The organism is Larkinella arboricola, assembly GCF_003259745.1.
In the GTDB taxonomy this organism is placed as follows: Bacteria; Bacteroidota; Bacteroidia; order Cytophagales; family Spirosomataceae; genus Larkinella; species Larkinella arboricola.
Map to the genome: position 1 here is coordinate 533,974 of NZ_QLMC01000005.1, position 21,600 is coordinate 555,573.

Annotated in this window: 17 protein-coding genes; 6 read left to right on the plus strand and 11 right to left on the minus strand. The window is 53.7% G+C overall.

Annotation, left to right across the window (positions count from 1 at the left end; genetic code table 11):
• Nucleotides 1-84: 84 nt before the first annotated feature.
• Both LX87_RS21440 and LX87_RS21445 read right to left on the minus strand, forming a co-directional pair.
• Nucleotides 85-951 (minus strand): sugar phosphate isomerase/epimerase family protein, encoded by an 867-nt coding sequence (locus LX87_RS21440; RefSeq protein ID WP_111630309.1) that lies wholly within the window; start codon nucleotides 949-951, stop codon nucleotides 85-87.
• An 83-nt stretch (nucleotides 952-1,034) separates the two neighbouring features.
• Nucleotides 1,035-2,381, minus strand: a complete 1,347-nt coding sequence (locus LX87_RS21445; protein WP_111630310.1) for a D-arabinono-1,4-lactone oxidase — start codon at nucleotides 2,379-2,381, stop codon at nucleotides 1,035-1,037.
• A gap of 134 nt (nucleotides 2,382-2,515) precedes the next feature.
• On the opposite strand from LX87_RS21445, the gene LX87_RS21450 reads away from it, so the two are divergent.
• On the plus strand, nucleotides 2,516-2,698 hold the full coding sequence (locus LX87_RS21450) for a hypothetical protein (protein ID WP_111630311.1): 183 nt from the start codon (nucleotides 2,516-2,518) through the stop codon (nucleotides 2,696-2,698).
• A gap of 881 nt (nucleotides 2,699-3,579) precedes the next feature.
• On the opposite strand, the gene fbaA is transcribed toward LX87_RS21450, so the two are convergent.
• Nucleotides 3,580-4,659 carry a class II fructose-bisphosphate aldolase gene (fbaA, locus tag LX87_RS21455; RefSeq protein ID WP_111630312.1) on the minus strand — a complete coding sequence of 360 codons (1,080 nt, stop codon included), beginning with the start codon at nucleotides 4,657-4,659 and terminating at the stop codon, nucleotides 3,580-3,582.
• Between the two features lie 264 nt (nucleotides 4,660-4,923).
• Here fbaA and LX87_RS21460 point away from each other — a divergent pair, with 264 nt between their 5' ends.
• A complete protein-coding gene (locus tag LX87_RS21460) occupies nucleotides 4,924-5,463 on the plus strand; it encodes an MOSC domain-containing protein (RefSeq protein WP_211325353.1) in 540 nt (179 codons plus the stop codon).
• Here LX87_RS21460 and LX87_RS21465 read toward each other — a convergent pair.
• From LX87_RS21465 to LX87_RS21475, 3 genes are read right to left on the minus strand one after another with little or no spacing between them, the layout of a single operon-like run.
• Nucleotides 5,387-6,079 (minus strand): HAD family hydrolase, encoded by a 693-nt coding sequence (locus tag LX87_RS21465; RefSeq protein ID WP_111630509.1) that lies wholly within the window; start codon nucleotides 6,077-6,079, stop codon nucleotides 5,387-5,389. The two genes, LX87_RS21460 and LX87_RS21465, sit on opposite strands and share 77 nt — an antisense overlap.
• 17 nt (nucleotides 6,080-6,096) lie before the next feature.
• Nucleotides 6,097-6,483 carry a VOC family protein gene (locus tag LX87_RS21470; RefSeq protein WP_111630313.1) on the minus strand — a complete coding sequence of 129 codons (387 nt, stop codon included), beginning with the start codon at nucleotides 6,481-6,483 and terminating at the stop codon, nucleotides 6,097-6,099.
• Complete coding sequence (locus LX87_RS21475) at nucleotides 6,480-7,673, minus strand: MFS transporter (protein WP_111630314.1); 1,194 nt, start codon at nucleotides 7,671-7,673, stop codon at nucleotides 6,480-6,482. Before LX87_RS21475 ends, LX87_RS21470 begins: the two co-directional genes overlap by 4 nt.
• A gap of 97 nt (nucleotides 7,674-7,770) precedes the next feature.
• Here LX87_RS21475 and LX87_RS21480 point away from each other — a divergent pair, with 97 nt between their 5' ends.
• Nucleotides 7,771-8,655: an AraC family transcriptional regulator gene (locus tag LX87_RS21480; protein ID WP_111630315.1), complete on the plus strand. Its 885-nt coding sequence runs from the start codon at nucleotides 7,771-7,773 to the stop codon at nucleotides 8,653-8,655.
• 76 nt (nucleotides 8,656-8,731) lie between these two features.
• Complete coding sequence (locus LX87_RS21485) at nucleotides 8,732-9,610, plus strand: SDR family oxidoreductase (protein WP_111630316.1); 879 nt, start codon at nucleotides 8,732-8,734, stop codon at nucleotides 9,608-9,610.
• A gap of 22 nt (nucleotides 9,611-9,632) precedes the next feature.
• On the opposite strand, the gene LX87_RS21490 is transcribed toward LX87_RS21485, so the two are convergent.
• Complete coding sequence (locus tag LX87_RS21490; protein ID WP_111630317.1) at nucleotides 9,633-11,747, minus strand: outer membrane protein assembly factor BamB family protein; 2,115 nt, start codon at nucleotides 11,745-11,747, stop codon at nucleotides 9,633-9,635.
• Between the two features lie 111 nt (nucleotides 11,748-11,858).
• On the opposite strand from LX87_RS21490, the gene LX87_RS21495 reads away from it, so the two are divergent.
• Together LX87_RS21495 and LX87_RS21500 are read left to right on the plus strand one after the other, a co-directional pair.
• Nucleotides 11,859-13,235, plus strand: coding sequence for an L-serine ammonia-lyase (locus LX87_RS21495; RefSeq protein ID WP_111630318.1), 1,377 nt, complete (start codon nucleotides 11,859-11,861; stop codon nucleotides 13,233-13,235).
• A gap of 241 nt (nucleotides 13,236-13,476) precedes the next feature.
• Nucleotides 13,477-14,544: an AI-2E family transporter gene (locus LX87_RS21500; RefSeq protein WP_111630319.1), complete on the plus strand. Its 1,068-nt coding sequence runs from the start codon at nucleotides 13,477-13,479 to the stop codon at nucleotides 14,542-14,544.
• A gap of 59 nt (nucleotides 14,545-14,603) precedes the next feature.
• On the opposite strand, the gene LX87_RS21505 is transcribed toward LX87_RS21500, so the two are convergent.
• The 4 genes from LX87_RS21505 to LX87_RS21520 all read right to left on the minus strand — a co-directional run bounded on the left by LX87_RS21505 (nucleotide 14,604) and on the right by LX87_RS21520 (nucleotide 21,554).
• Nucleotides 14,604-15,116, minus strand: coding sequence for a dihydrofolate reductase family protein (locus LX87_RS21505; protein WP_111630320.1), 513 nt, complete (start codon nucleotides 15,114-15,116; stop codon nucleotides 14,604-14,606).
• Between the two features lie 59 nt (nucleotides 15,117-15,175).
• Complete coding sequence (locus tag LX87_RS21510) at nucleotides 15,176-16,015, minus strand: AraC family transcriptional regulator (RefSeq protein ID WP_111630321.1); 840 nt, start codon at nucleotides 16,013-16,015, stop codon at nucleotides 15,176-15,178.
• Nucleotides 16,016-16,251: 236 nt separating this feature from the next.
• Nucleotides 16,252-18,207: a glycoside hydrolase family 127 protein gene (locus tag LX87_RS21515; RefSeq protein WP_111630322.1), complete on the minus strand. Its 1,956-nt coding sequence runs from the start codon at nucleotides 18,205-18,207 to the stop codon at nucleotides 16,252-16,254.
• An 11-nt stretch (nucleotides 18,208-18,218) separates the two neighbouring features.
• A complete protein-coding gene (locus LX87_RS21520; protein WP_170139415.1) occupies nucleotides 18,219-21,554 on the minus strand; it encodes a UvrD-helicase domain-containing protein in 3,336 nt (1,111 codons plus the stop codon).
• Nucleotides 21,555-21,600 lie beyond the last annotated feature (46 nt).

Sequence of the window (21,600 nt, forward strand, 5' to 3'; positions counted from 1 at the left end):
GGGTTGGGCTGAAAGCGTAAAAAAAGTGCTGTTCGGGCGGATTTTCCCAAACAGCACCTCGGCACCGGCGGTTTGCGACCGGTTTCACTCCGTCAGATTCTTCAGATACGCGATGCTTTTGGGTACCTGATAAGCCCAGATATTGCTTTCATCTTCGATAAAGTAATGCTTGATACCCACTTTCTTCGCGGTTTTCAGAACCATCGGCATATCAATCTGACCTGTTCCCAGAATGACGTCGTTTTCCTGCGGAGTTCCGCCGGTTAAATCGCCCTTAACGCCTTTTTTGAGGTCTTTCAGGTGCATCAGTTTCCAGCGGCTGCCGTATTTGTTCAGCAGTTTCACCGGATCAGCGCCCCCGTGCGTGGCCCACAGAATATCCATTTCGAAGGAAACGTATTTAGGATTTGTGTTTTTGACTATGTAATCGAACAGCGTTCCGTCTTCGTACGGCTGGAACTCAAAGCCGTGGTTGTGGTAGCAGAAGGTCAGGCCGTTTTCCTGCAAAATCTTGCCAGCGCGGTTGAAGTCTTCCACGGCTTTTTTGGCATTTTCGAGCGTAAAATTACCTTTCTGGTGCGGAATCCAGGCGCACATTACATACTTTGCGCCCAGCTCTTTCGCGTTTTTTACAACTCCCATCGGATCGTTCACCAGTTGTTCGTAGCCTGCCCCGGTACCCGGAATGCTGATGTTTCGTTCTTTCAGCAACTTCTTGAATTCGGCGGTGGTGATGCCTTTCGGGGTGCCGCCTTCCATCTCGGTGATGCCCAGCGACTGGATGGTGTCCAGCGTTGCCACAATGTCTTTCGGGAAGCTGTGACGGTAGGTATACGATTGAATACCAATCGGGAAGGTGTAGATTTTCTTGCCTTTCTGGGCAAAGCCGTCATTGAAATTGAGTAAAGAGGTAGCCAGTAGGCCAACTGCAACCAGGTTTCGTGTTATCATGGATTGAATTAAAAGTAATGAATGAAATGTATCGTTTAACAATTTAATGAAATAACCGCCAACTGCGGCAAGGCTTGTGCTTTTCAGACGCGACCAAAGATATTCTTGTCCAGAAACGCATTCCGGAATTTGCCTTTCGGGTCGTATTCGTTCAGCATCTTACGGAAGTCGGGCAGTTTCGGATACCGTTCCTGAAGTTGGGCCGGGGTGATGGAAAACAGCTTACCCCAGTGCGGACGTGCCTCAAAGCGAGCGAGTTCTTTCTCGATCATCGGCAGGACTTTTCTGACGGAGTTCCAGTCGGGTTTCCAGGTGAAGTGAATCGCTACGGAACGCTGTTTGTAACACGGGCTCATCCAGAAATCGTCGGCTTCGATGGTGCGGATTTCGGAAATGAAGAGGTGCGGGCTGATGTGGTCGCGAAGCCGCTCGACGGCCAGAATCGCTTCGACAGCGTTGCGGTAAGGTACAAAAAACTCGGATTGCAGTTCCTTGCCGCTGCTGGGCGTAAATCCCATGCGGAAGTGGGGTAGCCGTTCGTACCAGGGGCCGGGCACGCCCATTTGCTCGGTGCAGTTCACGGCCGAAAGCTCGGCAATGGGGTGGAGGTTCTTCTTAGCGAGTTGGGCGCCGTAAAATTCCGTCTTGGCGGCTGTGGGCTGACCTTTACCAATGAGTTCTTTCAGCCAGACTTCGTTGACGCGGCCTTTTTGCCAGTCGGTAAACAGACTCACGCTGTAGGCGCTCGATTCGATGGCTTCAAAATGCTCTTTGAGCTGGCTCATGGGCAGGTTTACGTACACAAACTGCCGCATTTGATACGTCGGCTGCACATCCAGCGTGATTTTGGTGACCACGCCCAAACCGCCCAGGTGTACCACGGCCGCCCGGAAATCTTCGCCGTCTTTCCGCGACAGGGTCCGAACCTCACCATTGGCCAGCACCATTTCCATCGCGGCCACCGCCGTCGACAGGTTCCCGTTTTTGATGCCCGAACCGTGCGTTGCTGTGGCGCAGGCTCCGGCAATGGAGATGTGGGGCAGGGAAGCCAGATTGTGCAGCGCAAAGCCCTTGCTGTCCAGATAGGTAGCCAGATGGCCGTATTTCATATTGGCGTCTACGGTGACGGTTTTGGCCCGTGTGTCCAGGCTGTGAACCTTCGTCATATCCACCAGTGAAATCATCTGGTGGGTGCTGTCGGCAATCCCGTTGAAACAGTGCCGCGTTCCCAATACCTTCAGTTTGTCGTATTTTTTAACCAGATCCTGGGTCTGTTGCAGGGATTTGGCCGGATACAGGCGGTTGGTACTATACGCGTAGTTGCCCGCCCAATTCAGGAGTTTTTTGTCGTCCATCCAGTTTTCGAAGGTAGAAAGTACCGGTGTTGCCAGTAGGGAAGAGGAAAGTTTCAGAAAGGTTCGTTTTTTCATGGTTCGGAATAGGTTACCGGAAGTGCCGAATAATAAACTTCTTTGCCAATATACCAGAATAAAAAGTCGAGTGCAGATATTCGGTACAGTATGGCGAAATTTTAAACGCTGATCAACACTAAATTCCTCCAACCATGAAAGTAACGATAGAAACAACGCAAAAAGAATTTGAAGTGGTCAACGTGGTACTTACCCGGCTGGTCAACGAACTGAAAGGGCAACCGGATGCGCTGGAAAAGTGGAGGCTGAACCAGATTGACCTGGGCCGGATTGAGCGGTTTCGCGACACCCTGCGGTCGGCGCCGGTGAGTGAATAACAACGGATACGCAGGACCGCTATTGAAATGCTGGAATGGAAGAAAATCGCCCTCTTTCAGCAGGGTGCGGACGGTTTTTGAAGTTGATAATTCCGGCTATATTGACGGGCGGTCAACCGAAGGATGTACCCTTCTACGGAAGTTAATGTGTGCGAGATGGGTTTTAAAGGTAATGACAGTATCAAATAACAGACAAGGTTATTGGAGATCAGCTAATTTTATTAATTCTTCTATTAGTTTATTTCTGCCCTTAGCGAAGGGTAAATAATACGATCATGTAAGTCGATGAAATAGTGAAAAGGGAATTAGCCTTCGCCAATTTTGATGAATTTTTTCCGGCATCCCTGACAAAGATAGGAGCGGTGCGGAACAAAGCATAAAAGGGTCCGGGTAAGTATTGAGCGGGGAATCCGTTCGGTGGCCGCTTCATTCCTGCCACAGTAAGGACACGTTTTTTCGGTCGTAAACCGGCGGGAGAAGAACATAACGTTCAATCCGCCAGCTACTAAAGATAAAGCTTTCATGAGCACGTTTAGTGAATTGGTATTTGCAACAATACGGCTTTTCATGCCTATAAGGCTACCGGGGATTAAGTATAAATGACATATTCTTGGTTTGTTTTTATTGATTCGTTTTTCTGTTCAATACGTTGTAAGTAAATCTACACTGTGCAGGCTCGGGATAGGAGAATAAGCGGGTATAAAAGAGGTCGATAACCAGACAGGCTTCGCGCTACTATATATACCATCGCTGCAAAAGAAAAGCCCGTAGTAACGAATAAGGGAACGGTAAAATCCGGGCGGAATAAAATAAAAAAGGTTACGAGCCTCACGACCCGTAACCCCTTAACTCTTCATTTTTAACTCTTAACTCATCACTACTTACGCCAGCCGGTTGATGCAGTTCAGGTCTTCGAATGCCACTTTCAACCGTTGTACCACGCTTTCTTCGGCTTTGCGCAGCCAAACGCGCGGATCGTAGTATTTTTTGTTTGGTGAATCGGTGCCGGTCGGGTTGCCAAGCTGGCCTTGTAGATAGTCTTTGTTGGCTTCGTAGTAGTTTTTCACACCGTCCCACGTTGCCCACTGAATATCCGTATCAATGTTCATTTTGATGGCTCCGTAGCGGATGGCTTCCCGGATTTCCTCGCGGCTCGATCCTGAACCACCGTGGAATACGAAGTTTACTGGCAGCGGGCCCGTGCTGAATTTCTCCTGAATGTAATCCTGCGAGTTTTTCAGAATAATCGGCGACAGCTTCACGTTACCCGGTTTATAAACCCCGTGTACGTTTCCAAAAGCCGCAGCAATGGTGAAATTCGGGGAGATTTTCGATAGTTCTTCGTAGGCAAACGCTACTTCCGACGGTTGGGTATACAGTTTTGAATCGTCAACGTCCGAGTTGTCAACGCCGTCTTCTTCGCCACCCGTTACCCCGAGTTCGATCTCCAGCGTCATGCCCATTTTGGCCATGCGCTCGAAGTATTTCGCGCAGATTTCGAGGTTCTCTTCAATCGGTTCTTCCGACAAATCGATCATATGGGAGCTGAACAGCGGCTTGCCAGTCTGGTCGAAATGCTTTTCACCGGCCTCCAGCAGCCCGTCGATCCAGGGCAGCAGTTTCTTGGCGCAGTGGTCGGTGTGCAGAATTACGGGAACACCGTACAGTTCGGCCACGTGATGAACGTGCAGGGCGCCGGAAATAGAACCGGCAATGGCTGCCTGCTGATTGGCGTTCGATAGGGTCTTGCCCGCATAGAATATACCACCACCATTCGAAAATTGAATGATAACCGGCGAATTGACGGCTTTGGCCGTTTCCAGCACGGCATTGACGGAATTAGTACCGACGACATTCACGGCCGGAAGGGCGTAATCGTTTTCGTTGGCGTGACGGAAAATTTCGCTGACGCCTTCGCCGGTTACGACACCGGGCTTAAATCGGGTGGCTACTTCGCTCATAGTCAATAGGAAAATAGATTAATGCAAGAAAAATTTAGTTAATTCTGAGATGGCTCCTAACCGTTGCATTCAGCCCGCAAATTACAATTTATTTTACGGTTATTACACAGAGTGGGCCAGAGAAAACTCCGCCAGGGGCCGGGCAGCTCCGTCTGCTATTTTTTGGTAAACCCATTGTATAAAACCGTCGGATAACAATTTCTTTCGGCGACTGGTTAAAATTGCACAGACGACCGTCTGTCTAGTAACACAAAAACCGTGGAAGTGTCTCTGAAACAGTTGCTGGAAGTTTTTCCCCGCCCCGGTCGGGTAGAATGGATCGGCATCCGGCCAATCCGAAAAGCCCCCCTTCAGCCGGTGCTGGAGGTGGATGTTTCGGAGAAAAGCGGCCTTGTTGGCGATCACTATGGTGGTCGAAATGGCAACCGGCACGTGACCTTGATTCAGGCCGAACACCTGCCCGTGGTGGCGGCCCTGACCGGCCACGAATCCATTGACCCCGGCCTGCTGCGGAGAAACATCGTAGTTTCCAGCCTGAACCTGCTGGCGTTGAAAGACCATAAAATCCGGATTGGCGATTCGGTTATCCTGGAAATTACGGGCTACTGCCATCCGTGTTCCCGCATGGAAACCAACCTGGGTCCGGGCGGCTATAACGCCATGCGCGGCCACGGCGGGCTGACGGCGCGGGTTTTACAGGGCGGCACCATTCGCCAGGGCGATGCTGTTACGGTTTTGCCAACCGATCAGCCGGTATTGAGCGGGTTAGCAGGTCCTGAAACCGGCTCGGATTTAGCGCCGTAAAATCCTGAATCACTTCATTGGCGCCGGCCTCGATGAGTTTTTCCGGCGTTTCGGTTGTCGCCAGCCCGACCACATAGGCCCCTGCGCTGCTGGCCGCCCGGATGCCGGTGGTAGAATCTTCAAAAATGACGCTTTCCTGCGGCTCAACGCCTAAAAACCGCATGGCCTGCTGGTAAATTTCCGGATCGGGTTTGGGACGGGAAACCTTGCTTTCGTCGAGCAGCACGTCAAAATACGGACGCAGATTCAGGGCATCCATCACAAAATCGAGGTTCTCCACCGGCGCCGATGTTCCGACGGCCGTGCGGATACCGGCTTTCCGCAGTTTTTGCAGAAATTCGGGCAAACCGGCAACGGGTGTCATGTCCGGACGGTATAAGTCCCGGAACAGGGTTTCTTTTTCGGCCGCTAACTGCCGGGCTTCGTCCGGCGAAAGAGACCGGTCGGCAAACAGGTGGCGCAGAATGTCGTCGTTGTGTTTGCCTGAAACGTAGCGGACAAAATCCTCGTCGGTCAGCGCTTTTCCGTAGCGTTCAAAATAACGGCGCCAGGCCAGGCGGTGGTGCGGATTGGTGTCAACAATGACCCCATCCATATCAAAAATAGCAGCTTTCATCGTGTTTATAAATTCAATCATACCGTGATCTCAATCCGGTTGTTTTCCGGGTCGAGCACCACACTTTCATAATAACCATCACCAGTTGTTCGTGGTCCATCTACCCACGTAAAGCCGTCCGTTTTCAATCGGCTGGTGAGTTCGTCCACGCGCTCCGGACTTCCAACCGACAGGGCAAAATGGATCAATCCCGTTCGTTGCTTCAGGGCATCAGCCGCATCGTCGGGAATATCGGGCCGGTGCATTAGCTCCAGTTGACAGCCTGTTCCAAATGAAAGAAAATAGGAACGAAACTGCTTTACTGGGTTGTGATACAGGGGCGAAGCGGTTGCGCCGAAATACGTTTCGTAAAAAGCCCGCATTCGCTCCAGATCACGCGTCCAGATGGCAAGGTGGGCGATCATAGCGTCAGTTTTCGGGTTAATACAGCGGAGAGTAGCAGAATACCGGCTACCAGTCCAAAACCGTAGGCCAGCCCATACGCTTCAGCCACAAAACCGATGACCGGAGGACCCGCCAGAAAACCAATGAAACTGAACGTTGCGAAGGTGGCCAGACCCGTTGCCGCCGGAATACCGGCTACGTGCATGGAAGCCTTGTAAAGAATCGGTGCCCCCAGCGAACAACCCGCCCCCAGCAGGGCAAAACCCGTCAGGGCAACTGCCGGAACCGGAACGGAAATGGCCAGCAGCAAACCCGCAGCGGCCACCAGACTGCCCATCCCCAGAATCCGCTTGACGCCGATGCGCGGTATAAGGGCGTCGCCAATGAAACGGCCGAGGGTCATCACTAGCGAAAAACAGCCGAAGCCCAGCGCGGCTATCTGGCTGGAGGCTCCCGTGGCTTCGTGGAGGTAAACGGCACTCCAGTCCAGGGCGGCTCCTTCGCCCATTGCCACCCCCAGGCCAATGATAATCATCAGCAACAGCATCATGTTGGGGCGCACAAAAGCCGCCGACGATTCGGTGGGCGGTTGCGCCGGAATCGTTTTCAGAATGGGCCGGAGCGCAAAGGTGAGCAGAAGCAGCGCCAGCGTCATGCCCAGCATGTGCAGCGAGGGCGACACGTGCAGAGCGATGCAAATCCCGGCCAGCAGCGACCCGAGCATCCCGCCCAGACTCCACATGCCGTGGCACGACGACATAATCAGGATGTTGTGTTCGCGTTCGACATCGGCCGCGCTGGTGTTCATGGCCACATTGAGCAAAGCCGCGCTCAGGCCCACAAAAAACAACCCAACGGCCATCAGCGCGATATTGGGCGCATTAATTGGAAGCAGTGTGCTTAGACAGAGGGCCAGCGCGCTCACGAAACACGTGCGGGCGGCACCCAGCCGGGCAATAATCCAGCCCGTGAACGGATTCATGAGCAGCAGGCCGACCGGCATGGCAAAAAGCACCATACCCAACCCGGCATCGGTCAGGTGCAGTTTCTGTTTCACATGGGGAATGTGCGCAACCCAGCCGCCCAATAACAGGCTTTCGGTGGTAAAAACCAGGCCAACGGCCCGGGCGTGGGGGTGCGTAAAGAACGTTTGTAAGCTACTCAATAGCGTTGGTGCGGCAGACGGTTTCTCGTCGATGGTTACATTCATGACTGTTTCGTAAAGGTATGGCAAAAGTAAGGCGGTTTTTTGAGTTGATATTGGGTTTAATTACCTTATTTTGGTGCTGTATTGATATATCTATCTTATGAAGGGGCTACGAAATGTTAATAGTGCATCTGTTGCGAAACCACAGTTCGAGAAAATCGAACCGGAATTTGGCAGTTCTTTCCGGCTGATTCACCATACAGAACCGGATAGCTGCTGGGTCTATTGGCATTACCACCCTGAGTATGAAATTGTTTACATTCCACGCGGTAGCGGAAAACGGCATATCGGACACCACATTTCTACTTATGAAGACGGTGAGCTGGTTTTTCTGGGCCCAAACCTGCCTCACCTGAACTTTAGCCACGGTATTGTGGGCGACTTTGAAGAAATTGTGGTGCAGTTGCGCGAAGATTTTCTGGGCAAAGACTTTATGCAGCGGCCGGAACTGACGGCCATCCGGCGGTTGTTCGAGCGGGCGCACCGGGGTATTTCCTTTTCCGGAGAAACCAAACGACGGGTAGGGCAGCAGGTGGCTTCGCTGGTGGAGTTGCCGCCGTTTGAGCGTATGATGACCCTGCTGACGATTTTCCAGCAACTGGCGGTGTCATCCGAATACCAGGTGCTGAATGCCGACAGCGTCAGTCTGGACCTCAACGGCCGTGAGCAGGAGCGCATCAATCGGATTTACGGTTTTGTCGAAACGCATTACGCGCAACCCATTGAGATTCAGCAGGTGGCTTCACTCGCCAGCATGACGGTTCCGGCTTTCTGCCGGTATTTCAAAAAGATGACCCAGATGACATTTACCGACTTTGTGAACGAATTTCGGATTACGCAGGCCCGCAAACTCCTGACCGGCGACCGCAGCATTGGCGATGTGTGCTACGAAAGCGGTTTCAATAATCTTTCCCACTTTAATAAAGTTTTCAAGCAACGAACGGGCCAGACACCGGGCGAATACCGCCGGGCGCTGGCGGTTTAGAGGGAAAGCCGTTTCGTTTTCTTACAATTTTAAGCGGACCTGAAGGGCGAACTTTGTCGTATAAATCATCTCAATCATGATAAATACAACCTCACCTTCGATTCTCATTACCGGAGCCACCGGCACCATCGGTTCCGAACTCGCCCGGCAGTTGTCCGCCAAAGGTATCGCTTTTCGCGCCCTGGTTCGCTCCCTCGAAAAAGCCCGTTCTTTATCAGAACCCCCTGGGGGTGAATGGGTTGTGGGCGACTTTAGCGATGCTGAGAGCATTGGCAAAGCCCTCGACGGTATTGAGCGCGCTTTTCTGCTGACCGACTCATCCGAGCAGGCCGAAACGCTGCAAACCGGGTTCGTTGACATCGCAAAGCGGGCCGGTGTTTCGCATATCGTTAAGCTTTCGCAACTGGCCGCCAGCCCGGATTCGCCGGTTCGTTTTCTGCGGTATCATGCCGCCGTGGAGCAGAAAATTAAAGCGTCTGGAATGGCTTACACGTTTCTACGGCCTAATTTATTCATGCAGGGCCTGCTGGGCTTTCGCGATCCAATTGTAAAACAGGGGCAGTTTTTTGCCACAGCGGGCGATGCCGCCATCAGCCTCGTCGACATCCGGGACATTGCCGCCGTGGCCGCCGAAGTCCTGACCGGCAACGGACACGAAGGTAAAATCTACGACCTGACCGGTCCGGAGGCCTTAACCCACGCGCAACTGGCCGCCCAACTTTCCGACGTGCTGAACCGTCCGATTCAGTACGTCGATGTTCCACCAGCCGCTATGCGTCAGGCTCTGCTGTCAGTCGGTTTTCCCGAATGGCAGGCCGATGGCTTGATCGAAGATTATGCCCATTACGCCCGGGGAGAAGCCTCGGCGGTTTCCTCCGCCGTACAGGATGTAACCGGCCAGCCTCCCCGTGATTTCAGAAGTTTTGTCCGGGAGTATGCGGCAGAGTTTTCATGATCCGTGTAATCCCGATTCAGACTTACGGCAGCGCGAACGCGACGTAGCTGTCACCCTTTCTGGTGCCCAGTTTGGTGCCTCCGCAGGCGATAACAATGTATTGTTTGCCGTTCACTTCGTAGGTGCTGGGTGTCGCGTATCCGGCTGCCGGAAGTTCGGTTTGCCAGAGCACATCACCGGTTTTCTTGTCGATGACCCGGAACATACCGTCCTTGCTGGCGGCAATAAACAGCAGACCACTCGCTGTGACCACCGGACCGCCGTAGCTCTCGGCTCCGGTTTGCGGAATGCCTTTGGCGGTGAGTTCTTTCAGTTCGCCGAACGGTTTTTGCCAGAGATGTTCACCGGTATTGAGGTTGATGGCCGTCAGCGTACCCCAGGGCGGGCGAATGCCGGGATACCCCTTGTTGTCGAGGAACTTCGTATAACCGTTGAATTTGTAGGGCACATACGGTTCTTTGCTGCCGGGTTTGGCCGAACTCGCTTCCACTTTTTCGTCCCCGAACAGGAACGATACCAGCGCCTGCTTTTCGACCTCAGTGAGTCGCGTGAAACCGGGCATCATGCCTTTGCCGGTCGTGATGATTTTATGAACGAAATCGCGGTCCCGGCGCTGGCTGATGTTGACCAGAGAGGGGTAGCCGCTGGTTGGATTGCCTTTGCGATCGGGGCGGTGGCAAACCGAGCAGTTGACCGTATAAAGCCGTTCGCCGGGACTGAGGTGGGCCAGTTCTTCGTCTTTTGGCGTTTCGCGCAGACTCAGCAGCCAGGCCATTTCATTGGAATTCACGTACATAATACCGTCGGGATCAACGGCGGCCCCGCCCCATTCGGCCCCACCGTCCAGACCCGGATACACGAGCGTCGGTGTTTTGCCCAGCGGCTGAAACGGCCCCACTTTCGCGCGTCGGTAAACGGCCAGCAGCGAATCACGGTTTTCGGCGTACGGATTCAGATCGGCTTCCGAAAGGGTCTGGCGGGCAAACGGTGCCGGTTTGCTCGGAACGGGCTGCGTCGGCCAGGTGGGTTCGTCGGGTAATTCCGATTTTGGGTACGGCACTTCGTTAATCGGAAACAACGGCTTTCCCGTTACGCGGTCAAATACGAAGACGTGGCCGGTTTTGGTCACCTGCGCCACGGCATCGACGGTTTTGCCGTTCATCCGCAGCGTCACCAGATTCGGCGGAGCGGGCAGGTCACGGTCCCAGATGTCGTGGTGCACAAACTGGTAGTGCCAGAGCCGTTTGCCGGTTTTGGCATCCAGCGCCAGCAAACAGTTGGCAAACAGGTTCTGGCCCTTGCGGTTGCCGCCGTAAAAATCGAAAGCCGCCGATCCGGTGGGCACGTAAACAATGCCGCGCTTCCGGTCAATGGACATGCCGGACCAGTTGTTGGCCCCGCCGACGTTTATGTTTTTGTAGGTATCTTTCGGCCAGGTGTCGTAGCCAAATTCGCCGGGGTTTGGAATGGTTCGGAACACCCAGGCAATCTGGCCCGTCCGGACGTTGAATGCCTGAATGTAACCCAAGGCTGCATCGGAGCCCTCAGAAAGCCGCAACGGCATGATAATCAGGTCGCCGAAGATGGTGCCGGGCGTGTTGGAAATCACAAACTTATCGGCTGCTGTCGGCCCCAGTCCGGCTTTCAGGCTGGCTTTTCCATTGGTGCCAAAACCCGGAATCAGCGCCCCTGTTCGGGCATCGACGGCGCAAAGTGAAGCTCCCGAACCGAACAGAATGCGTTTATCATCTTTGTCGCTCCAGTACGTAACGCCCCGCAGCGTGTTGACGCCCCCTTTGCTGGATTCCTTATACCGCCATTTTTCCTGACCCGTGGCCGCATCCAGCGCAAACACCTGATTGGAAGCCGTCACTCCGTAGAGCGTACCGTCGACAATGATGGCATTGCACTGCACCTGTCCTGAGTCCCTGGAGTGGTATTCCCAGGCAACTTGCAATTTATGGACGTTGGACGCGTTGATCTGGTCGAGCGGGGAGTAGTGGTTCCGGTCGGGGCCGCCGAGGTATTCGGGCCATTCGCGGGATAAAGCGGTTTGTTGGGGAGGGTCGGTGCTGAATTGAGCCGCCGTAAAAAGAGCCGCCGACAAAAAAAGGACGGGCAACAGCAAACGTTTCATTCGGTTTAGGAAAAGCTAAAGTGGGTTTCGCTAGTTTTGTCAGGTCAACGGCCTGCAATTGGCTAATGAATTTGAAAGATACAACTTGGTTATTATTCCTACCCATTTTTCATGAATAATTCACCCATCACCACCTCCATTTTTGATCTGTTTAAGGTTGGGCCGGGTCCGTCGAGTTCGCATACCATTGGCCCCATGAAGGCGGCTTTCGACTTTCTGGAACGGTTACGGCAACGGCCCGAATCGACGCTGAAAACGGCGGATTCCATTCAGGTTCATCTTTACGGTTCCCTGAGTGCAACCGGCAAAGGCCACGGTACCGACCGCGCGCTGGTGGCCGGTTTGCTGGGCTGGCAACCCGAATCGACCGATCCGACGGCTTTGCTGGCGTTGTTGAAAGACCCGAACGTAACCTATCCGGTTCGGGTTGGTGAACGGGAGTTTGCCGTAGGCGTTGCACACATTCATTTTGAGCGGAAAAAATACGAGTCGCCCTACGCCAATACCGTTGTTTTCCGGCTGGCCGACGGGGATAAAACTCTTTTCGAGGAAGAGTATTACTCCATTGGGGGCGGTTTTATTCTGCGAAAAGGGGAGGACACCGCTGAGAAAACAGCGGCTGAAATACCGTATCCGTACCAGACCATGAAAGAGTTGAAAACCCGTCTGTACGACCATCAACTAACGCTGGAACAGTTGATGCTAGCGAACGAAATGGCCCTGACGGGCTGGTCGGCGAAGGAGGTTAATGGGCGAATCGACCTACTTCTGGATTTTATGCACAAAGCCGTTCGGCGCGGATTGCGGCACAAAGGAACGCTGCCGGGGTCGATCAAACTGCGCCGGAAAGCCCCGGTTCTGTACCAGCAGGCGCGGGGACTGGCGCAGTCGTCGGATAGCTTTCTGATTTTTCTGAATGCCTACTGTCTGGCGGCTTCCGAGGAAAATGCGGCTGGCGGGATTGTGGTAACGGCTCCCACGTCCGGGGCGTCGGGCGTGATTCCGGGACTGACGTATCTGGCCCGGCACCATTTTCATTACGACAAAACCACGTTGCGTAAAGGCATGTGGGCGGCTGCGGCCGTTGGTTTTCTGGTGAAGCACAACGCCAGCATTTCCGGGGCTGAAATGGGCTGCATGGGTGAAATCGGGACGGCTTCGGCCATGGGGGCGGCTTTTCTCACCTACTGCGCGGGCCAGCCGATTGACGCGGTGGAAGCAGCCGCCGAAATTGGCATCGAACACCACCTCGGCATGACCTGCGACCCGATTGGCGGTTACGTCCAGATTCCGTGTATTGAGCGAAACGCGATGGGCGCGGTGAAAGCCTACAACGCCTTTCTGCTGGCTACTGCCGGAACGCCCGCCAATCAGAAAATTTCGCTCGATGCCGTCATCAAGGTGATGAAAGCCACCGGGCGCGATATGTCTACCAAATACAAGGAAACCTCCGAAGCTGGTCTGGCGCTCAGCGCAACGGAGTGTTGACCCGCTCGGTAATCTCCAACCCAGTTCGATGTGACTCTTTCCGCGTTCCAGACTCCGGGTTTTAACGGTCAAAAACCGTACGCTGCAACTTTCTTTTTTAGGGCCTGGCCTGCGTATGAACTTCTTCTTTTATGGAGTAGCGGAGGCAAAATCACTTGAGATTTAAATGATTGACTAATTTGTCTTAAACAAAAGCCGTTACCGGGTGTATTATTGTGGTGAAGTTACCTACAAACGTGTTATGGCTACCATTTATACTCCCAAACAACAACGCATCTTACTCATTGTCAGTCTGGTTATCATCGCCGGGTTTATTCTGGTCGGGCTGCGTCAATATACCATTGCTTTATTGGGGTCGGGAATTATATACGTTATTTTTCGGCCCTGGTTTACCAATCTGGTACACAAGCGAAAGTGGAACCGTCTGCTGGTTACCATTCTGCTTATTCTTTTCTCCGTCATCGTGATCATCATGCCGTTTATGGCGCTGAGTCTGTTGCTGATCAATCGGATTCAGTACTACAGCCAGCATACGGACCAGATACTGGGGCTAATCAGCAAACTTGAGAAGGCCACCGGTATTCAAATTACGGATCAGGCAAATGTCAAAAATCTGGTGCAGCAGGGCGCCGGTTTTGCCAGCCGACAATTCCCTTCCCTGCTGAGCGGAACGCTGGACGTGGTTATCTCGCTGGGTTTGCTCTATGTGGGGCTGTACTTCATCTTCATGGAAGAAGAGAAATTTATCAAAGGATTGCGTAAATACCTGCCTTTTGAGGATGATACGCTGGACCAGTTGGGCGAAGACCTGAAAAATATGGTGAACGCCAATATTCTGGGACAGGCACTGGTTTCGTTGGTGCAATCCATCCTGACCGGTTTGACGCTTTGGATTTTTGGCGTGCCGGACGCGGCTTTCTGGGGTACGGTGGCGTTCTTTTTCGCTTTTATTCCGATTCTGGGAACACCCATTGTCTGGGGACCTGCCGGTATTCTGATGATTTCGCAGGGCGAAACGGGTAGCGGCATCGGGATTCTGGTCGTGGGCGCCATCGTGATTATCAACGTTGATAACCTGCTGCGGGTGATTCTGGCCCGGCGTATGGGCGATGTTCACCCGTTCATTACGTTGACAGGTATTGTCCTCGGGGTTCCCGTCTTCGGGATTCTGGGGTTGGTGATCGGGCCGCTATTGCTGGCGTATTTTGTGGTTTTGTTTAAGGTGTTTGAAAAACAGAATCAGCGGCTTCGGCTGGAAGCGGCCAAGGAGCATGAAATTCTGGAACAAAAGGCTAAACGAGCCGTCTGAAAATCAGGCCATCACCCACAACGGCCCACGGTCTTAAACCCTGGGCCGTTGTCTGTCGATCAGGCTTTTACGTATCGAAGTTCAATCAGACCGCGTTCGAATGATCGGCTGGACACAAACCGCCAGGGGTGCCTTTTTTCGGTCGGTTGAAACAGCGGAATACCTTTCCCCAGACTAATTGGGTGGACGAAAACCTGAAGTTCATCAATCAATCCGGCGTCGAGGAGCAGGGCATTGATTTGCCCACCGCCAACCAGAAAAATGTCTTTTCCCGGCTGCTGTTTCAGGTCGGCGACAAAGGCCGTAATATCGCCCGAAATAAACTTTACATACGGGGCTTCCGTCGCGTCGGAATTGCGGGTAAACACGTAATTGGTCAACGATTGGTACGGAAATTCACCCAAGCTTTGGGTTAATTTGTACGTCTCGTTGCCCATCAGCGTCGTATCGACGGTTTGGATGAACGCGCTGTAGCCGAAATCTCCGTCGGCAAATAGCCAATCGATTTCGCCGTTTGGTCCAGCGATGTAACTGTCCAGACTCGTGGCGATGAATAATTTTACCTTTCTCATCAAAGAGTTGTTTTTCCGGTAAAATTAGCCCGCGCAGTCAGCGAAAACTTGTATAAAAATTACCCTTGTGCTTTACCGGCCTGCCAATAGCAGGGCGTTTCGGGCCGGATGCAGCCGGCCAGCACCTGCCTGCGGTATTCGCCCGGTGTCAGGTTGGTGAGCGATTTGAAGAGGTGATTCAGGTGAGCCTGATCGAAAAAGCGGAGGTCGTGCGCCAGTTGGGTGAGAGACTGGTGCGGGTTGTTGGCAAGTTGCGTCACCGCATCGTTGAACAGCCGCAGGTGCAGAAACCGTCCCGGCGAGATACCGACGTGCCTGTTAAAAGCCGTTGTCAGCGATTTTGGACTGATTCGGAGGGAGCGGGCCAATTCACGGATCATCCCATCGTGCCAGCGGCCTTGCCGTAAGGAGTCGGCTGCGTAAATGAGATAAGCCGGAACGTCTTTATCCTGAAACCGTTTCGTCAAAAACCGTTCGAGCAGCGTCAGTTTTGCGTGGGCATCCGACGTTTCGCGTAATTGCTCACTGATTTCATCGACCAGACGGTGAAAAACCGTATTCCCCGAAAGAATCTGATTCGTCAGTTCGCAAGCCGGAATTCCCGTCAGGGCCTGCAACGCCCACGGTTTCAGAAACGCCCCAAAGGTTTCGTGCCGCCCCCAGGTCTGGCTCCGTTGCGGGCGGGTGTAAAGGCTACTGAGCCAGTTTTCGGCATTCCGGATGACCGGCGGCTGGTCGGCCTGCCCAACCGAAAAATGCTCTGAGAAGTTGAAAATCAGTTCGTGTTGCAGAATCGGGAAGCCAATATCCTGCTGATTGAAATAATCCGCCGAGATGTACCAGAGTTTGTCAACGAACAAACGAAGAGGTTCAGACGGTTCTCGGACAATAACGTTCATACGGATTTTGAGAAGTTATCTGGAGCAACGTGGACGACTGCCGTTAAGTTTCGGAAAATAGAAGATCGGTTCTTTCAAAGAACCGCTGGTCTGAAAGAGCGTCCGGAAGGGAGTTGGGCAGTAAAGCACCCGGTTAAAAAAAAAGTAACGCTCGATGCGTTACTTTTTGAAACTTCCTGCGTCTAAGGGAATTCGCTTTTCGATTTGGAAAATAATTTGACTATTTTTCAGGCGCCTTATTTGCCAACCTGACCAAACCAAACCGCCATCTCGGTCGCGCCCCGGTTGTTCCAGGCGTAGTACGGAATAAGCGTCGTCGGTTTGGCACCGCCTGTCTTCAAAACCGTAACGCCACCCAGAAAATCCTTCCGGAACTCCGGTGTATACCGTTGATCGGACGCTTGGGTGAGGCTGAGGGCCTGCCCGTTGTTATCGAGTCCTTCGGCGCAGTAAACAATTGGTCCCCGTTCAATCGCCACTTTGCCGTGATTCGCTTTTACCTTTGCATTGGCAACGACCTCGCGCACGGGCATATCGAGCGTCAGCGTCACCACGTCGTTTGGCTTCCAGGTTCGGTGTAGCTTCAAATAACCGTTTTCAATCGTTACCGGAGTTGCTTTGCCGTTGATGGTCAGCTTAATGGAAGGTGTTTGCTGGGCGGTGTAACGATAGAGGTCCCCGGGAATCGGCTGGTTGGTGGCCCAACCCGGAACCCGGATTAATATCGGAAACGCCGTAGCTTTTTGGGGGGAAACCGTTAGTTTGATGGCACCATCCCACGGGTAAAGGGTCTGTTGCTGAATCTTCACCGCCGTTTCATTCAGCTTCACTTCCGTCTGACTGTCGGAAAACAGGTTGACAAACAGTTCGTTATTACGCAGGGCGTAGATGTAGCCCGGCAGGGCGGGCAGAAAGCGGGCCACGTTGCTCGGGCAGCAGTTGATTCCAAACCAGGGCGAACGCTGGGCCGCCAGACCGTTGCTGAAATCTTTTTTGCCGTTCGACGACATGGGGTTGACGTAAAAAAACTTGTCTCCTTCCAGTGACAGCCCACCCAGAAAACCGTTGTATAGCACCCGTTCAAACACATCCATGTATTTGGACTCACCCGTCAGCAGAAACAGCCGGTGGTTCCAGAGCAGGTTGGCCACGGCCGCGCAGGTTTCGGCGTAGGCGGCATCGTTGGGCAGCACATACGGATCGTCGAAGGCTTCACCGTTTTCACGCGCGCCCACGCCCCCGGTCACGTACTGTTTGCGGGTAGTGGCGTCCTCCCAGATTTTCATCACCGCTTCCCGAATGGCCTGATCGTTTTGCAGGGCCGCCAGATCGGTCATTCCGGCGTAGAGGTACTGCGCCCGCACGGCATGACCCACGGCTTCGGTTTGCTGCACCACGGGTTTATGATCCTGAAAATAAGCCGGGCCGAGGTTGTGGGCATCCTGGAACAGGGCCCGTTTGTCGCCCCGCCCGCGCATGTCCACAAAAAAGCGCGCCAGATCGAGGTAGCTTTTTGTGCCCGTAACGCGGTAAAGCTTGACAAGGGCAATTTCAATTTCCTCATGACCCGGCACCACCATCAACTGCCCCGGTTTGGGACCAATGGTTTTTACTAAATGGTTGGCGTTTTTAATAGCAATGTCCAGCAAATTCCGTTTGCCCGTCGCCTGAAAATGAGCGACGGCGGCTTCGTAAAGGTGCCCAACGTTATACAACTCGTGGCTGCCGTTCTCAAATCCATACCGGTGTGGACCGGCAATCCAGTCTTTCAAACCCGTACTGTCGCCGTAGATAGTGCGGATGGTGTAGAGATAACCGTCGGGTTCCTGCGCGGCTGCGAACAGGGTAATCAGGCTGTCGAGGTAGCGGTCGAGTTTGGCGTCATACCGGTTCTGGAGTGCGTAGGCAGCTCCCTCCACCACTTTGTACACGTCAGACTCGTCGAACCGAACCCCGTTGAAGGTGCCTTTTTTTAGTCCACCAGCCACGGCGAAGTTGTCGAATTTGCCGTTTTCTTCCAGTTTATGAAAGGCGTGTGGAAGGGTGACGGTGCGGGCTTTTTCCAGCCGGTCGTACCAGAAACCGGATTGTATTTTTACCTGCGAAAGCGGAACGGGAGTAATGGGGTAATCCTGCGAAAAACCGCGATAGGCGACGGTTAGAAAAAAGAAAATCCAAACAAATTGCTTCATACGCTGAGTAATCAGGTTAGTTTAAGGACGCTGCGATCCGGGATGAGCACCAGCCAGCCTTCCACGCGTGAATGCCCCATTTGCTGATACATCCGCATGAAAGACCGCATCCGGGCGTGCTGGGCGTCGTCGGCCTGTTCGGTCAGGTAGTTGGCTAAAACCGTTCTGTCCGGAAAATGCACGACCCGGTTCGGGCCGCTGCGCTGCGATTTGCCCCCGTTGCTGCCCAGAATCCGCCGGTTGTTGTCGCACCGACTGGCTGGCGTAAAGAGCAAACCGATTTCCGGATGATTCAGCAGCGCGTCCAGTGCCGACAGCATGGCTTCCTGCTCCGACGCCCGCAAAAGCCCCTCGGCCACCATTCGCCGGATGGTTCGTTCGCCATCGTCCGGCGTCTGAATCAGCGACAGGGCCGTGCAGACTTTTTGCCACCACGCCCGGCTTTTCTCGAAAGCCGTCGGGTCGAACGTCCGCTCGATGCGCCGGAGCCGGAGCGGTTGCGTACCTTCGCGGTTGCCCACCCAGACCGAAAAAGGTTCACTCGTTAGTAACGGTCGTTTGGCGGGTTGAGTTATACAATCGTATAAAGAATAGCTTGATTTTTCGTCATCCCAGCATGGATTACCCCGTAAATCAGTGAGATAGGTATACAGCCAGAAATCAATGCCGTTGGAATTTTTGTAGCCGCCGTCTTTGGTGGGCGAAAAGTCCTGCCTGGCTGCGATGATGTACAGCCGGTCGGTGGGGCGCGTGAAGGCCACGTACACCAGGTTCATGCACTCGACAAACGTGCGGTAGAGTTCGTCCTGGTACTGACCCGCCAGCGGAGTTTCATCCAGGTCTTTCCGAATCGTGATGGTGGCGGTTTTCAGTCGCTTGATCTCCTGCCGCGTCGTTCCCGGAATCGCCAGTTCGTCCAGCTCGCCCAGCGGCCCCAGTTCCGCCCACATCGTTTCGTTGTTGCGGGGTTTGTACGACCAGTCGGCAAACGGGATGATAACAACCGGATATTCCAGTCCCTTGGATTTGTGGATGGTCTGGATGGTAACGGCGGAGTGGTCGGGCGGGGCGCTGACCGATACTTTCTCCTGTGCGGTTTCCCAGTAGGCCAGAAAATCCGGGAGGTGGCTGCTGTAGCGGCTGCTGTAACTCAGCACTTCGTCGGTAAACCGGAACAGGTAAGCGCAATCCCGTTCGTTCTCGTAAAGATCGAAATACTCGGCCAGCTTTTCGGTTAGTTCGTAAATGGTGAGTTGTTGCAGCGTAACCGGGTCGAGCGGGTCTTTGTCGATTTTCGAAATCAGGCGGAAAATCTCCTGCACATCCTCGGCCTTCGCCATCTCGTCCATAAACTCCATCAGTTCGGCGTTGGGCCGATCCGGGTTGATGAGCCGGGTGTAGAGGAATAGCATATCATAGCGCACCATCCGGTTTTCGGGCTGGTGCAGCAATTGCAGCAGCGAAACCAGAAACCGAACCCGTTCCGACGACTGGAGCGTCAGCGAATCTTCGGAAGTCAGCGGGATGTCGTTGGCTTCCAGGTAGTCGGCAATTTTCCGGGCGTTTTTCTTGAACCGGCACAGCACGGCAATGTCGCCGTACTGATAACCGTCGGCCACGGCTTTCCGGATCAGGGCCAGCGTCCGTTCCACCATTTGCGTGTTGAAGTCCGGCCCTTCTTCGTCCTCATTTTTGGCGGCAAACCGGTCGGGCTTTTCGATGAAGTCGAGCTGAACGTGGCCCGGCACCCCGGCTTTGGCCGACGCCTGCCGGAATTGCTCATCGAAAACCTCGGTCACTTTTTCGAAATCCGTACCCGCGTAGAAATCGGCCATGAACCGGAAAAAGCTGTTGTTAAACTCCACAATCGACTCGGCACTGCGCCAGTTGGTCGCCAGTCGGTCGGGTTGCAGATGGGCTTGCAGACCTGAAAGCCGTTCGAGCGTCATTTCGCTGGTTTCGTGCGCCGACATCAGCGGGTCAAGCTTGCCGCTGTGCAGGGCCACAATCTGGTCCATGTCGCCCCCGCGAAACCGGTAAATGGCCTGCTTGGCGTCGCCCACGGCCAGATTAAACCGCTGGTAGGCCAGGTTGTTGTCGATCAGCGGCAGCAGGTTGACAAACTGAAGCTTGGAGGTATCCTGAAACTCGTCGATCAGGATGTGATGAAACCGTTCGCCCAGCCGTTCGTAAATAAACGGCACGGGTTCTTCGGTTACGACTTTCACAATTAGCCGGTTGAATTCCGAAATGTGAATCCGGTTCTGTTCCCGCAGTAAATCGTCGCACTCCTGTTTAATTTGCTTCAGCAGGGCCACTTTTTGCAGGTGCTGCTCGATGGCCCCAAACGTTCGGTAGCGCAGCCGACTGTCCTGCCGGAGTTTTTCAATTTGCAGAATGTAATCCCGTAGTTGCTCCTTAATTGCTTCAATCTGAAGCTGTTCGGGGGTTAAGGTCTTTTTGCCGGAGTGCCAGACATCCTCGTCGATGGCTTTCCGTACGTACGAATTGGGGTCTTCCGGAAAACCCGTGAGCGAAACCCGTTTTTTGAAATACGCGCCAACGCCCTTGTCGCCGTAGTAAAAGGCTTTTTCGGAAATACCGGCCTGCTGAATCAACCGGTGTCCGTCCTGCGCCAGTTGCTCAATCTGTTTCTCGACTTCGCGGTTTTTTTCGCGCAGATTCCGCCGAATCGTTCGGAAATGGTCCGGATTGAGTTCCTTCAGTTTCTGTACGTAGTCGTAGTTCCGGTCGCCTAGCTGGCCTTTCGAAAAATCGGCGAGGGTTCCGGCCAAGCCGTACCAGCTTCGGCCATCGGTGGCGTTTTCGAGGTAAAACTCTTCGAGTGCTTCCGACAGATAGGGGTAATCTTCCTGGCCAACTTTCTCGAGCAGCCGGTCGATGGCGGTTTGCAGGATGGCGTCGGTGTCCATTTCCACCTCAAAGCTATACGGCAATTCCAGGTCGTCGGTGAAAGCCGTCACGACGCGCTGCACGAAGCTGTCGATGGTCAGGACGGAAAACGCGGAGTAGTCGTGCAGAATCGTATGAAACGTCTGCCGCGCCCGGTTCTGGAGTTCCGCCGGTTCAAGCTGGAGTTCTTCGGACAGGTCCCGGAGTTGCGAATTAAGGTCGCCGGAGGTGATTTTCTGAAGCTGTTCCAGAATCCGGTCCTTCATGTCGCGCGCGGCTGCGTTGGTGAAGGTAACGGCCAGAATGTGCTTGAACTGGTGGGCTTCGAACGATTTGCCCAGTTCGGTCCGGTCACGCAGGGCCAGTTTGAGATATTCCTTGGTCAGCGTGTAGGTTTTTCCTGATCCGGCGGATGAACTGAAGACTTTAAACATAGGAAGCAGGAGAGAAGGGGAAACCGATAGTTTCCCCTTCATTCTT

What these genes read in the sequence shown, in the direction of transcription:
- LX87_RS21440 (WP_111630309.1), bottom strand. Translation starts at nt 951, where the DNA reads ATGATAACACGAAACCTGGTTGCAGTTGGCCTACTGGCTACCTCTTTA.
- LX87_RS21480 (WP_111630315.1), top strand. Translation starts at nt 7,771, where the DNA reads ATGAAGGGGCTACGAAATGTTAATAGTGCATCTGTTGCGAAACCACAG.
- LX87_RS21510 (WP_111630321.1), bottom strand. Translation starts at nt 16,015, where the DNA reads ATGAACGTTATTGTCCGAGAACCGTCTGAACCTCTTCGTTTGTTCGTT.
- LX87_RS21500 (WP_111630319.1), top strand. Translation starts at nt 13,477, where the DNA reads ATGGCTACCATTTATACTCCCAAACAACAACGCATCTTACTCATTGTC.
- LX87_RS21470 (WP_111630313.1), bottom strand. Translation starts at nt 6,483, where the DNA reads ATGATCGCCCACCTTGCCATCTGGACGCGTGATCTGGAGCGAATGCGG.
- LX87_RS21520 (WP_170139415.1), bottom strand. Translation starts at nt 21,554, where the DNA reads ATGTTTAAAGTCTTCAGTTCATCCGCCGGATCAGGAAAAACCTACACG.
- LX87_RS21495 (WP_111630318.1), top strand. Translation starts at nt 11,859, where the DNA reads ATGAATAATTCACCCATCACCACCTCCATTTTTGATCTGTTTAAGGTT.
- LX87_RS21475 (WP_111630314.1), bottom strand. Translation starts at nt 7,673, where the DNA reads ATGAATGTAACCATCGACGAGAAACCGTCTGCCGCACCAACGCTATTG.
- LX87_RS21515 (WP_111630322.1), bottom strand. Translation starts at nt 18,207, where the DNA reads ATGAAGCAATTTGTTTGGATTTTCTTTTTTCTAACCGTCGCCTATCGC.
- LX87_RS21485 (WP_111630316.1), top strand. Translation starts at nt 8,732, where the DNA reads ATGATAAATACAACCTCACCTTCGATTCTCATTACCGGAGCCACCGGC.
- fbaA (WP_111630312.1), bottom strand. Translation starts at nt 4,659, where the DNA reads ATGAGCGAAGTAGCCACCCGATTTAAGCCCGGTGTCGTAACCGGCGAA.
- LX87_RS21505 (WP_111630320.1), bottom strand. Translation starts at nt 15,116, where the DNA reads ATGAGAAAGGTAAAATTATTCATCGCCACGAGTCTGGACAGTTACATC.
- LX87_RS21450 (WP_111630311.1), top strand. Translation starts at nt 2,516, where the DNA reads ATGAAAGTAACGATAGAAACAACGCAAAAAGAATTTGAAGTGGTCAAC.
- LX87_RS21465 (WP_111630509.1), bottom strand. Translation starts at nt 6,079, where the DNA reads ATGAAAGCTGCTATTTTTGATATGGATGGGGTCATTGTTGACACCAAT.
- LX87_RS21490 (WP_111630317.1), bottom strand. Translation starts at nt 11,747, where the DNA reads ATGAAACGTTTGCTGTTGCCCGTCCTTTTTTTGTCGGCGGCTCTTTTT.
- LX87_RS21445 (WP_111630310.1), bottom strand. Translation starts at nt 2,381, where the DNA reads ATGAAAAAACGAACCTTTCTGAAACTTTCCTCTTCCCTACTGGCAACA.